Here is a 12,075-nt window from a genome sequence, read left to right on the forward strand (position 1 = left end):
CTGCTGAACACGGTGGTCAACAACGAGGGCGTGATCGACTGCTGAACACGGTGGTCAACAACGAGGGCGTGATCGAAGCCAAGGGCATCGACGCCGCGGGCGGCACCATCCTGTTGTTGGGCGGCTTCAACGGCGGCACCGTCAAGGTGGCGGGCACGCTGGACGCCTCGGCCAGCGGGGCCCACGACGGCGGCTTCATCGAGACCAGCGGCGCGCATGTGCAGGTGGCCGGCGGGGCGAAGGTCAGCACGCTGTCGGAGACGGGCAAGACCGGCACGTGGCTGGTCGACCCAGTGAGCATGACGATCGCCGGAGGCACGGGCTCGGCCGCAGACACCCTCTATGAGGACACGCTGGAGGCGGCAGGCAGCAACGTGCTGATCCAGGCCACCGACACCATCACTGCGTCCGGCACCTTCGGCGGGGGCGCCGTCAGCTTGCAGCCCGGCGTCGGCCTGACGATCCAGACCACCGGTGCAAGCGGCGGAACCGGCATCGACCTGACCGGCAGCACGCACGGCGCCGCGCTTGAGTTCAAGACCTCCGGCGGCGGCAATGTACAGTTGTCGACGGGCAATGCCAGCCAGGCCATCAAGGCCAGCAAGCTGACCGTGGCAGACACCGGCACGATCACCATCGCCTCTGCGGGTGGGTTGGACCTGACGGACACCAGCCTGCAGACGGCGGGCGGTGCCATCAACCTGTCGGGCAGCGCCGTGAAAGTGGCAGGCAGTTCGGTCAGCGCGGCGGGCGGCAACATCGTCATCAGCGCTGCGGGTGACAGCGCCACCCATTCCGTAGCAATCACCAACAGCGGTGCCACACGCTCCAACGTGACGACCACGGGCGCGGGCAGCATCACCATCAGCGGCAGCCTGACCAGCGGCGGCGCCAGTGCCGTCGGTGCGCCCGCCGGTGTTGCGGTGGCGCAATCGACGATCTCTGCCGACGCGGGTGCCATCGCCATCACAGGCAGTACCAGCGGATCCACCGCGAGCCGGGAGACACGCGGCTTCCGCCTGGATGCGGGCACCACCATCACAAGTGCCGGCGACATCGCCCTGGCCGGAACGGTGACCGGCCCCCAGCCCATATTGCCGGCGCCGTACTTCGGCGCGGGCAGCATGGGTGGGGAGGTGGCCAACGGTGCCACGGTGTCCAGCACGGGCGGCAATGTGATGCTCAGCGGATCACTGGACGCTGCTTCGCACTACACCGGCACCGGCCTGGCCGTGAACGGCGAAGTGCGATCCGGTGCGAGCAAGAAGCTTGTGCTCGCCGGATCCGCGATCACCGGCGCCGTCCTCTTTCCCTACTTCCTGGGTGGCGCCGGCACTGGCCTGTCCATGGGCTCCTCGTCCGAAGTGGTGGCCGGGACGGGCGGCCTCGACATCACCGGCACCGTGGGCAGTTCCACGGTTTCAACCAACCTGGTTGGCGTCTTGCTCGAAGGCGCCGTGACTTCAACCGGGAACATCGCCATCGCCGGCATCTCCAATGCGCCCAGTGCCTCCGGGGTGAAGGGCGTTCAGCTGGCGGGAGGCAGTGTGAGCGCGCTGGGCAGCGCCGCCATCGCCATCCGGGGCACTGGCGTTCCGGCGCCCGCGCCCCCGTCGTCCTCCGACATCGCGGTGGTGGGTACATCGGTCAGCACAGCGGGCGGCGAGATCAGCCTGACCGGCAACCGGATCAAGATCGACTCCTCCGTCGACGCCGGCAGCGGCCGCACGGTGATTGCGCCTACGAGCAACTCGCGCCTCATCACCCTGGGCGGCAACGATGAGGCGAACGCGCTCAACCTGTCGGTCGCCGAGCTTTCCAACCTCACGGCCTCTCTGTTGCAGCTTCGCAGTGTCGCCGGCATTGACGTTGGCGGCGGCAACTCGGGCACCGTCACGCTGGCGTCCGTCCCGACCTTGAGCCTGGAGACTTCCGGCGCCATCACCCAGACGGCGGGCCTCGTCGTGGGCCAGCTGCAGGCGACCGGTGCGACGGTGACACTGGACAACGCCGCCAACCAGATCGACGCGATCAGCGGCCGCTCCACTTCCGGCGCCTTCCAGGTGACCAGCGGCAAGGCGGCCCCCCTCACCGTCGGCACGGTGGCCGGCGTGGCCGGCATCGACTCCGGCACCAGCGCCACCACGCTGACCAACACCCATGGCGCCATCGTCCAGAGCCAGGCCATCGTGGCGGGCAGCTTCAATGGCAGCAGCCATGGCGGCATGAGCCTGGGCCTGGCATCCAACCAGATCGGCGCCTTTGCGGTCAGCAACAGCGGCACGGGCGACATCGTGCTGCGCAACGGCATGGCCGCGTCCTTCAGCGCGGTTGCCAATACCGGCAGCGGCGGCATCGATGTCGTCAACACCGGCGCCATCACCGGTGCGCAGGCCTACACGACCAGTGGCGCCGCGGGGGACATCAGCGTCAGCACGACGGGCGCACTGGACACCGCCAACATCAGCGTCACGACCGACGCCGCCTCCGTGCAGACGGTCAGCCTGACAGCAGGCGCCGGCATCACGGTCGGCAGCGCATTCGGCAACAGCCAGGACGCGCTCAAGCTGATTGCCACGGCGGGCGACATCCATGTCGATGGCACGCTCACGGCCGGCCAACTCACGCTCAGCACCAGCGGCACGGCGGTGCAGACCGCCGCCATCAAGGCCACGGGCCTGGAGCTGCTGGGCACCGGCACCCACGACCTGAACCACGTCGACAACGCCGTCGGCACCCTGGCGGGCAACACCGGCCAGGCCAGCTATTCCCAGGCCGGTGCGCTGGCCATAGGCACCGTGAACACGGTCGGCCTGACCACCACCGGCAAGCTGCTGGTGCGCACGACCGGCTCGGCCGGCGATCTGACGCTGGACAATACGGTCACCTCGGGCAGCGCCGCGAGCGATGCGCTGGTGCTGGCGGCCGGGCGCAACTTCGTCAACAACGCCGGAGCGTCCTCGCTCAACGCCGGCGCGGGGCGCTGGCTGGTCTGGTCGGGCGATCCGGCCAACGACGCGCGCGGCGGCCTGGCCTACGACTTCAAGCAGTACAACGCCGTCTACGGCAGCACGCCGGTCGCCCAGAATTCGGGCAACGGCTTTCTGTACCGGCTGGCCCCCACCGTCACGGCGTCGTTGACAGGCAGCGTTGGCAAGACCTACGACGCAACGACTGCCGCGACCTTGAGCGGCGCCAGCTTCAGCCTGAGCGCGGGTGTGGATGGCGACACCGTCACGCTGGTCACCGCTGCGGCCACCGGCAACTACGACAACAAGAACGTGGGCACGGCGAAGACCGTCACGGCCACCGGCCTGAGCATCGGCGGCGCCAGCAACGGCTCGGCAACGGTGTATGGCTATTCGCTGGGCAGCAGCAGCGCCAGCGGGGCGATCGGCACCATCACGAAGGCCGACCTCGCCGTCACCGGCCTGGTGGCCCGCGACAAGACCTACGACGGCAGCGCCACCGCCACACTGACCGGCACCGCGGCGATTGCCGCCTTCAACGGCGACAGCGTGACGCTGGACGGCGCGGCCGCCGGTGCATTCGCCGACAAGAACGCAGGAGCCGGCAAGAGCGTCAGCGTGACGGGCAACACCTTGGGCGGCGCCGATGCGGGCAACTACAACCTCGTGCAGCCAGGCGGCCTCACCGCGAACATCGAGCGCGCCTCGCTGACGGTGAACGGAGCCACGGCGGCCAGCAAGACCTACGACGGCACGACGGCAGTCACGCTCACCGGCGCAAGCCTGGGCGGGGTGGTCTCCGGGGACACGCTGAGCCTCAGCCAGAACGCCAGCTTCGCCGACAAGAACGCAGGCACGGCCAAGCGCGTGAACGCGACCTTTGCCCTGGGCGGCACCGACGCGGCCAACTACGTGCTGGCCAGCAGCACAGTGACGACCACCGCCGACATCGGCGCGGCCACGCTCACGGTCAGTGGCGCGAGCGCCGCCAGCAAGACCTACGACGGCACGAACGCTGCCACGGTCAGCGGCGGCGCCTTGAGMGGCGTGCTCGGCGGCGACAGCCTGAGCTTCAGCCAGAGCGGCAGCTTCGACAGCAAGAACGTGGGCACCGGCAAGACCGTGACCCTTGGACTCTCCGGGGCCGACGCCGGCAACTACGTCGTGCTCGGCACCGTCACGGCCGACATCACCCCTGCGGCACTGACCGTCACCGCCAACAACGACAGCCGCACCGCCGACGGCAGCGCCTACAGCGGCGGCAATGGCGTGAGCTACAGCGGCTTCGTCGCCGGCGAGAGCAGCGGCGTGCTCGGCGGCAGCCTGGTCTACGGCGGCACCTCGCAAGGGGCCACCACGGCCGGCAGCTACAGCATTGCTGCCAGTGGCTTGAGCGCGAGCAACTACACCCTCAGCTACAGGGACGGCACGCTCGTCATCAGCGCTGGCGGTTCTGGTTCTGGTTCTGGTGCTGGTTCTTCCTCTCAACCGACCACCGCGCAGCAACTGGCGCAACAGGTGGCCCAGCAGATGGCCTCGGCCACTGCCAGCCGCCAGCGCGACGACGGCGGCAGCCCCGCAGACAGCTCGAGGCTGCTGCGCATCGAAAGCTGCGGCATCGCCGTCGATGCCAGCACCGGCCCAACCTGCGATCCGGTCAATTGAACTGGGTCGGACACGCGTTGCGGCGCTTCAGCCATCGCGTTGGAAGACCCGGTCAATGACCTTCACCTGAGCGCCCAGCGCCTCGAAGCGGCGGACAAGGCGATCCTTCAGGGCGACGCTGACGCTTTCGTGCAGCAGCGGCAACGGCAGCTGGTGCTTGAGTTTCAGCAGGCTTGCGCCCGCGAGGTGGTTGTAGTCCGGATGCGCCTTGAGCGCTGTCAGGACTCGCAAGGGCTCGACGCCCAGGGCCGTCAGATGCACCGTGTAGAAGACCGTTGGCGAAACGTCGATTAGCGGAGGCGGAGGTGGCACATACACCTCGATGCGCTCCATCAGCATCTGAAGATTCGGGAACAGCGGCTGCGGCGACCAGCGTCCGCTCCCGTGCCAGTCCCACAGCACCGGCACTTCGGGCCGGCTGATGTCGCCGATCAACGGATCGCCGTCGGCGTTTTGCAGAACCACCCAGTGCGGCTGCCACAGGCCCGTATCCACGGCGTCGTGCCACACCAGATGCTCAGGCGTACTCGCCTCCTGGTTCAGGATGAAGCGGTAGCCTTCCATTTCTGCCAGCAGGCCGGGCACATCGACGGCGCCCCGACCGGTGAGCACGCCACTCGAACCCTCGCGCCAGTCCGGATCCTCCAGCGCAAGCGTCTGAGTTCCCATGCGGCGACACCAGGCGAACCAGTCCTGGATCGGCGGGGGCAAGGGTGGCAGGGCGAACAGGGCTACCAGCGAAGTCTGGACGGCTGCCCGGCTGGGCCAGTTGTCGCGTGTCAGTGCCATTGAATGAATGAATGAATGAATGGGATTTTTTGGATCCGGCATTGCCGAAGTTCGACAAGATACCGCCGATGTGAAAGGAAGGCCCTACCCCGTCACGTCAGCGCCTCGCACTGCGCTTCGATCCGGGCGTGAAGGAGGCCCAGCGTTGCCGAGAGAAGCCGCTGCAGCGAGTCACGCTGGCATGCATCGAAGAGCGGCGCGGGGTCCGCATCGGACGAAGCGGCATCGCGCCGGTCTTCGTCCCAGCCGAGCAACTGGACCAGCGTTTGCGCGCCCTGCACCACGTCGCGTGCATCGTTCAGGAATGCGGCTTGGCTTTGCTGGGAAGTATCGAGTCGGTTGCCTTGGACCCATTCGAAGGGTTTGAATTGGGCGGTGGGACGGTAGGACGCGCAAGAGCAACCGGCGTCGGTGCCTGCGTTTGAAGCATTGGCCATGGGGCCTCCAGGTTTCGTCGCAGGATGTCAGCGGGCCGCCAAACCCAACCTCGCTCATCGCGAGGCGAAGGCAATGTAGGCGTTGTGGATAGCGCCCGTCAAGTTTGGGAGGGCAAGGTTATTGCACTGAGGCCGTCGAGTGAATCGGTGAGTTGCGCAGTAAGACCAAGGCCCGATCGCGACGGCGGTGCGTCCGGCTACAGTCGAGCGGCAGCCGACTTTCGTCCGCTTCATCCCATGCGGCCTGCTTCAACGTAGGTACCAATCCACCAGTTCTGGACAACAGTGCGCACGCTTGCTTGCTTTCTTTCGTTTCTCTCCTGCTCGCTCGTTGCTTGTGATGACCAACCGGTCTTCTAGCCGTTCAGTACGAGAGACCCCTGCGGATATTGCTCGCACATGAATTCGACAAACGCCCGAACCTTCGGCGCAGGAAGTCGCCGCGATGTATGCAGGACCCAGAGCGCGACCTCCACGCCCGAAACCATGCCCCACTGAACCAGTTCTCCGCGCGTCAGTTGGTTCCATGCGATGGACTGCGGTATCAGGGCGGCGCCGGCGCCAGCGACCGCAGCGTCGCGAATCATCAGGAACGAGGAAAGTCTCAGCTTCGGGATCGGCTCCAGGACAAGGCGTCCGTCGTCGAGCGTCCAATTCGTGGGTTGAAAGCTTGTTGAAACGATGCCGGGAACCGGGCTGACCTTGCCTGGGATTGGCACGGGCACAGAGGGCGCGGCCACGACCACCAGCCGGTCCTTGGCGAAGCACCGGCCCACGAGGCTGCTGTCGGGGCTTGGATTGATCCGGATCGCAGCGTCGAACTGCTCCTCGACGAGGTCGACCAGGCGATCGTCCGCCACCACCTCGCACGTGACCTCGGGGTAGGCCGCGCAGAACTCGGCGGTGATGCGACCCATCGCCAACTGCGAGAACAGCACCGGCGAAGCGATGCGCAAGCGTCCGCGGGGCACCGACAAGCCCTCGCGCGCGGAAGTCATGGCGTCGGCCACCTCGTGCATCGGCCCTTCGGTGCGGTCCATCAGCATCTGCCCGGCTTCCGTGAGCTTGAGCCCGCGGGCGCTGCGCTCGATGAGCCGCACGCCGAGCTGCTCTTCCAGATCGGCGATGCGCCGGGACAAGGTCGCCTTCGATCTGCCGCTCGCGCGGCTTGCCTTTCCGAGGCCTCCATTCGTTGCGACGAGCGCGAAGTCGGTCAATGCATTCAGGTCCATGTGTTCCGAATTTGAAACGAGGTGTCTTCATCTTCGCATCTTCGTTTTACCAATGCAACAGCCTATCTTCTGCTCATCGCAACTTAGACATGAGGAAATTGAAATGACCACCACTCAACGTGCTGTCCTGATCCAGGCCTATGGCGGTGCTGCCGCCGCCGAGGTCGCCGAGATCGCGAGGCCCACAGCCGGACAGGGCCAGGTCCTGGTCCGCGTTCGGGCCGCCGGCGTGAACGGCATCGACTGGAAAGTTCGTGAAGGATTCGTCCGGGACGCTTTCCCGCTTCAACTGCCCGCCGTGCTGGGTATTGAACTCGCGGGCGTTGTCGAGGCGGTCGGGCCCGAGAGCTCACGCTTTCGCGTGGGCGATCGCGTCATGGGGCCGCTTGGCGGGCTGGGTGCCTATGCCGATTTCGTGGCCGTCGACGAGGCCAACCTGGTGCGCACGCCGCACGGGCTGGACGACGTGCACGCGGCCGGCGTCCCCGTGGCGGCCGTGGCCGCCTGGCATAGCTTGCACCACGCGGGTCCGATCGCCGCAGGCCAGCGAATCCTGATTCACGGCGCAGCGGGAGGCCTGGGTGGCTATGCCGTGCAGTATGCCAAGCGGGCAGGCGCCGTAGTCTTCGCAACGGCGTCGACTGCGCACGTCGAGTACGTTCGCAGCCTGGGCGCAGACCACGTCATCGACTACCGGACCGAACGCTTCGAATCGGTCGCGACTGACATCGACCTGGTGCTCGATTACGTCGGCGGCGAAGTGCTGGATCGCTCATGGCAGGTGCTGGCGAAGGACGGCGCGATCGTCGGCACGTCATCGCCCGACATCCTTGCCCGCACGCCCCCCGGCCGTCGCGGACTGTGGTTCATGAACAAGCCGGACGCGGCGCTCCTGGAACGGCTGGCGGCGGAGATCGCCCAAGGCGCGCTGATCTCGAGGCTCGACGAAGTCGTGGGCTTCGACGACCTCCCCGCGGCCATCGAACGCAATCGCACAGCCCCTCGCATCGGCAAGGTCGTCGCGGACTTCTCGCGTTGATCGCCCTTTCCCCTCTAACCGTTTCCCCCTCAACCCTGGAGATTTCCATGAGCATCCTCGTCACAGGTGCCACCGGCACCATCGGTTCCCTCGTCGTTCAAGGGCTGGCCAGTGCCGGCGCACAAGTCAGCGCGTTCGTTCGCACACCCGGAAAGCAAAGCTTTCCGGCCGGCGTCAAGGAGGTCGTCGGCGACCTGACCGACGTGCCCTCGGTGCGCGCGGCGCTCTCGTCGGTGCGCACGCTGTTTCTGCTGAACGCCGTCACGCCCGACGAAGTGACCCAAGCCCTCGTCGCGCTGAACCTGGCGCGCGAAGCTGGCATCGAGCGCATCGTCTACCTGTCGGTCATCCATGCGGACAAGTTCACCAATGTGCCGCACTTCACGGGCAAACACACGGTCGAGCGAATGATCGAAAGCCTCGACATCCCGGCGACCATCCTCCGGCCGGCCTACTTCATGCAGAACGAGCGCACGGTCCAGCAGGTGATCCAGGGCTACGGCGTCTACCCGATGCCGATCGGCTCAGCGGGCGTCGCGATGATCGATGCGCGAGACATCGCGGATGCCGCCGTCGCCGAACTGCTGCGCCGCGATCGCGCGCCTGCACCGTCACCACGCGTGACGCTGGAACTGGTCGGCCCCGAGTTGTTGACCGGAGCGTCGGTGGCCAAGATCTGGAGTGCCGCACTCGGTCGCGAAGTGGCTTACGGCGGGGACGACGTGGCGGCCTTCGAAGGACAGATGGCCGCATTGGGACCATCCTGGCTGGCCTACGACATGCGCCTGATGATGGCCGGGATCCAGAAGTTCGGCATGCACGGTGCGGATGGCGCAGCGGATCGCCTGCAGGGCATCCTCGGGCGGCCTTTGCGCAAGTACACCGACTTTGTCAAGGAGGCCATTGCCGCGTCGTAGGCGGCGCGCTTCGCGTATGCCAGCCGGGACCGCAGGTCCCAAGCACTGCTGATTCGTGCACACGGACAGGTATCCAGGGGATCGTCGCAAGATGCGCTCTCGGGACCTGATATCCGTTCCGTGGTGTAGCGGTTGCCGGCATTCAGCGGCAAAACGCGAATGGGTAATATCGGCCACGAGCAAACATTCACGCGACACGACAGGGAGGGCTCGTCAGCTAGCTCGCGAAGCTGTTCGGAGCCCCATCCGATGCCTGAATCTTCATCAATTGGTGTTCCATTGCTTGCGATACAAATAGTCTCAGTTACCTGGACGAAGCTCAGCCGCGGCGGCCCTGCGGCAGCTCTGCGCAACCGGATTCCAAGAGCATTCTTGCTTGACAGCCATGGCAATTCTTTAAGCGTTATCCAACGTCATGACTACGCAGAGGCTTCTTCCGGTGAATTCGAATGCACCTCGTTTTCCTCCGGTCAAGCTCCAACTCCACCAACAAACATCGAAGGGTTGCTACTTGAACAGTGCCAAGACGGCAACCTTTCTATCGGGTTCGCTTGGAATGGCGATGTTCACGGCATGCCGAAACGGGAGCGCAAAAGCAAGATTCTTGTGATGCTTCCCGGGGAGGTCGCACAACTGCATATCAACGGAAGGCACAGTGCGGGGAACCAGTGGTACACCCAGCATACTTACAACGTCGCCTTTGGTCCGAACCTGCATGAAAATGTCTTCATCGAGCGCCCCATAGAGAAGGGGATTTCACTTGAGGAGCACCTGTTCTGAGGGACGTTGTACGTGGCTGCGACCTGCTYGTGGACGGTTGGGTCCAGACCTTATCAAAACAAGGATGACGGGCAAGCTATCGCGCCGAGCGTCGCGACACGGCCAGAACCAGACATTCAACCGCACGCCCAGTTGCTATGTCCTCGTCTAGCTCGTTCATCGATCGAGGCCGACCCCGACGCGGCTACTGCGGGTGGGCAATGTCATTGCGGTGACGCCGCCCAAGATGCATGCAAGTCCAAGCCATCCGGTGGGGGCCAGCCGTTCGCCAGCTTGCAGCGCACACGTCGCGTCAGACGTAGACGCTAATGCATCCGGGTACGATCTGGGGAGAAATCACAGATCGACCTCACCATGAAGCGCCTCTTACGCCCCTTCGCCCTGGCCGCTCTGCTCGCCGGCGGCCTGGTTGCTCCCGCATTGGCAGATCCGCACAAGGACGAGAGTGGCCATGCCCGCGGTACAGGGCGGCACGGAGACCGTGAATATAAGGAAGAGTCCTGGGACGGACGATGCAAGGTCGAGCGAAAATTGGAAAAAGGCGGCGAGTACAAGGAGGAGCGAAAGTGCAAAGGCCGCTCAGCGCGCGCTCGCCAGCACGCCGCGCCTTACTACGCTGCACCGCAGCCTGGATACCGTGAGCCGCAGCGTGACGTGACCATGGAACCTCCAGATGTAATAGTCATCCAGCCACAGATCGTCATTCGGCCTTAGACGCTAGGGCGGTGACCATCGACTCTGACCTCAACATCGCCGAGAGTCCCTACGAGTCGGGAGCCATCAGGTTCCGCTATGCCAGGGTGATGGCACCCGACAGGACACGATGGATCCGACACGGTCTCTTCGTTGAGTACCATGAGAACGGCACAGTGTCGTCCGAAGGCCAGTGCGTTGATGGCAAGGAAGACGGGCTTTGGCGAGACTTCCATCCGGACGGCCAGCCTGCAGCAGAGGGCTGCTATCGCGAGGGCAAGGAGGTCGGTGTGTGGCGGTTCTGGAATCCCGATGGAACCGAAGAGCCGAGCACGAATTTCGACTGACGGCCACTACCTGCCGCTCAACCACGTCCGCTTTCTGAGGCATTCGCGATAGCGGCTTCAAGGCTTGCAACCAATGCCTTTGCCTGCTCGACGCTCAACTCGATCTCCGTGTTCGCCACTACGCAATCGTCGGTGATCGCTTTGTCGTCGAATTGCTTTTCGGAGATGTCGAGATCAGGATGAATTTCCCAGGTCTCGATGTTGATGTGACCAGGGTGAATATTGGTGACTTCCAAGAATCCCTGTCGATAGGGAACATCGTTAAAGCGAATCTTGCTAGCACCCATGTCAGTAGCTCCTCGGTTGGGAGTGAGAGGATAGCGTTCGTCACCGGCCTCAGTCCGAACTAATGCCCGCTTGGCGGCGTTTCGTCGAGTCGCGGCTACTTCCGGCTTGGGCCCTGCTCCGCCGGTCGCAACCGGCTACAGTCGGCCAAGAGCCGACCTTCGGCCACACCGCAGAACGGTGAGGTCTTCAGGGCAAACGCACACGACGATTGACTGGTGAGGTTGGCAGCAAGTGCTTCGTCGAACCCCTTAAACCTTCCGCAGATGGCTAATCTTCAGCGCGCCGTGGCCTCGCTTCGAGTCATCGGAGACGACGTCTTACCGGCCGAAATCACCAGGCTTCTCAGAACATTTCCGACCGCGGCATACGCCAAGGGCGACGAGTGGCACTTACCGAGTCGGGTTGGGGTGCGCGCATCTGGGATGTGGCGACTGGACGCCGAGGCTACTGAACCGGAGAATTTAGATCAGCAGGTTTCCGAACTACTTCGTCGCACAACCGCGGATCTGGGCGTCTGGCAAGCCCTCTCGGGCCGCTTCCGAGTGGATCTGTTCTGCGGGTGGTTCATGAGCGGCAGCAATGAGGGCGTCGAGATTTCCCCTGCAACGATGATCGCCCTTGGCACGCGTGGGATCGTTTTGTCTGTCGACATCTACAGTTCCGATGTCGAAGGCGAACACGGGTAGAGTGCAGCGATACGCACCGGCCGACTTCGGCCGAGGCTGTGTGAAAAGACTTCCAGTCCCGCCCGTCAAAAAATAAAATCGGTGCACCGTTTCAAGCGAGGTGCCCATGAAGCGATTCATCGAAGGCGAAGACCGACAGCAGGTCGCGCTGTTGCCGGAATGTCTTGATGACTATATCGGCGAAGACAACCCGGTGCGAGTGGTCGACGCCTTCGTCGAGGAACTGGATCTTC

General features: G+C 64.8%; 10 protein-coding genes. 6 read left to right on the forward strand and 4 right to left on the reverse strand.

The features are described from left to right. Positions 1–50: 50 nt before the first annotated feature. Positions 51–4,634 (forward strand): beta strand repeat-containing protein, encoded by a 4,584-nt coding sequence (locus AC1DXX_RS31990; RefSeq protein ID WP_478138224.1) that lies wholly within the window; start codon positions 51–53, stop codon positions 4,632–4,634. A gap of 27 nt (positions 4,635–4,661) precedes the next feature. Here the strand turns inward: AC1DXX_RS31990 and AC1DXX_RS31995 are convergent, their stop codons facing one another. The 3 genes from AC1DXX_RS31995 to AC1DXX_RS32005 form a co-directional block, all read right to left on the reverse strand. Beyond that, entirely contained in the window at positions 4,662–5,423 is a 762-nt protein-coding gene (locus tag AC1DXX_RS31995) for a hypothetical protein (protein WP_478138225.1), read from the reverse strand. 92 nt (positions 5,424–5,515) lie between these two features. Then, complete coding sequence (locus tag AC1DXX_RS32000; RefSeq protein ID WP_478138226.1) at positions 5,516–5,860, reverse strand: hypothetical protein; 345 nt, start codon at positions 5,858–5,860, stop codon at positions 5,516–5,518. Positions 5,861–6,216: 356 nt separating this feature from the next. Beyond that, the gene (locus AC1DXX_RS32005; protein WP_478138227.1) at positions 6,217–7,092 is read right to left on the reverse strand and encodes a LysR family transcriptional regulator; all 876 of its coding nucleotides are present in this window, start codon (positions 7,090–7,092) and stop codon (positions 6,217–6,219) included. 103 nt (positions 7,093–7,195) lie between these two features. Here AC1DXX_RS32005 and AC1DXX_RS32010 point away from each other — a divergent pair, with 103 nt between their 5' ends. From AC1DXX_RS32010 to AC1DXX_RS32025, 4 genes are all read left to right on the forward strand, one after another. Further along, positions 7,196–8,131, forward strand: a complete 936-nt coding sequence (locus tag AC1DXX_RS32010; protein ID WP_478138228.1) for an NADP-dependent oxidoreductase — start codon at positions 7,196–7,198, stop codon at positions 8,129–8,131. A gap of 47 nt (positions 8,132–8,178) precedes the next feature. Next, on the forward strand, positions 8,179–9,048 hold the full coding sequence (locus AC1DXX_RS32015; RefSeq protein WP_478138229.1) for an NmrA/HSCARG family protein: 870 nt from the start codon (positions 8,179–8,181) through the stop codon (positions 9,046–9,048). Between the two features lie 249 nt (positions 9,049–9,297). Further along, positions 9,298–9,828 (forward strand): hypothetical protein, encoded by a 531-nt coding sequence (locus AC1DXX_RS32020; RefSeq protein ID WP_478138230.1) that lies wholly within the window; start codon positions 9,298–9,300, stop codon positions 9,826–9,828. Positions 9,829–10,553: 725 nt separating this feature from the next. Beyond that, a complete protein-coding gene (locus AC1DXX_RS32025; RefSeq protein ID WP_478138231.1) occupies positions 10,554–10,868 on the forward strand; it encodes a toxin-antitoxin system YwqK family antitoxin in 315 nt (104 codons plus the stop codon). Between the two features lie 17 nt (positions 10,869–10,885). Here AC1DXX_RS32025 and AC1DXX_RS32030 read toward each other — a convergent pair whose 3' ends face one another. Then, on the reverse strand, positions 10,886–11,155 hold the full coding sequence (locus AC1DXX_RS32030) for a hypothetical protein (protein WP_478138232.1): 270 nt from the start codon (positions 11,153–11,155) through the stop codon (positions 10,886–10,888). 264 nt (positions 11,156–11,419) lie between these two features. Between AC1DXX_RS32030 and AC1DXX_RS32035 the strand changes: the two genes are divergently transcribed. Continuing rightward, a complete protein-coding gene (locus tag AC1DXX_RS32035; RefSeq protein WP_478138233.1) occupies positions 11,420–11,842 on the forward strand; it encodes a DUF4279 domain-containing protein in 423 nt (140 codons plus the stop codon). The last annotated feature ends 233 nt before the right edge of the window (positions 11,843–12,075 follow it).

It is taken from the genome of Variovorax sp. P4_B10, assembly GCF_056402375.1.

Bases quoted from the DNA above. Each gene is read 5' to 3' on its own strand.
- AC1DXX_RS31995 (WP_478138225.1), bottom strand. From the start codon at position 5,423: ATGGCACTGACACGCGACAACTGGCCCAGCCGGGCAGCCGTCCAGACT.
- AC1DXX_RS32000 (WP_478138226.1), bottom strand. From the start codon at position 5,860: ATGGCCAATGCTTCAAACGCAGGCACCGACGCCGGTTGCTCTTGCGCG.
- AC1DXX_RS32005 (WP_478138227.1), bottom strand. From the start codon at position 7,092: ATGGACCTGAATGCATTGACCGACTTCGCGCTCGTCGCAACGAATGGA.
- AC1DXX_RS32010 (WP_478138228.1), top strand. From the start codon at position 7,196: ATGACCACCACTCAACGTGCTGTCCTGATCCAGGCCTATGGCGGTGCT.
- AC1DXX_RS32015 (WP_478138229.1), top strand. From the start codon at position 8,179: ATGAGCATCCTCGTCACAGGTGCCACCGGCACCATCGGTTCCCTCGTC.
- AC1DXX_RS32020 (WP_478138230.1), top strand. From the start codon at position 9,298: ATGCCTGAATCTTCATCAATTGGTGTTCCATTGCTTGCGATACAAATA.
- AC1DXX_RS32030 (WP_478138232.1), bottom strand. From the start codon at position 11,155: ATGGGTGCTAGCAAGATTCGCTTTAACGATGTTCCCTATCGACAGGGA.
- AC1DXX_RS32035 (WP_478138233.1), top strand. From the start codon at position 11,420: ATGGCTAATCTTCAGCGCGCCGTGGCCTCGCTTCGAGTCATCGGAGAC.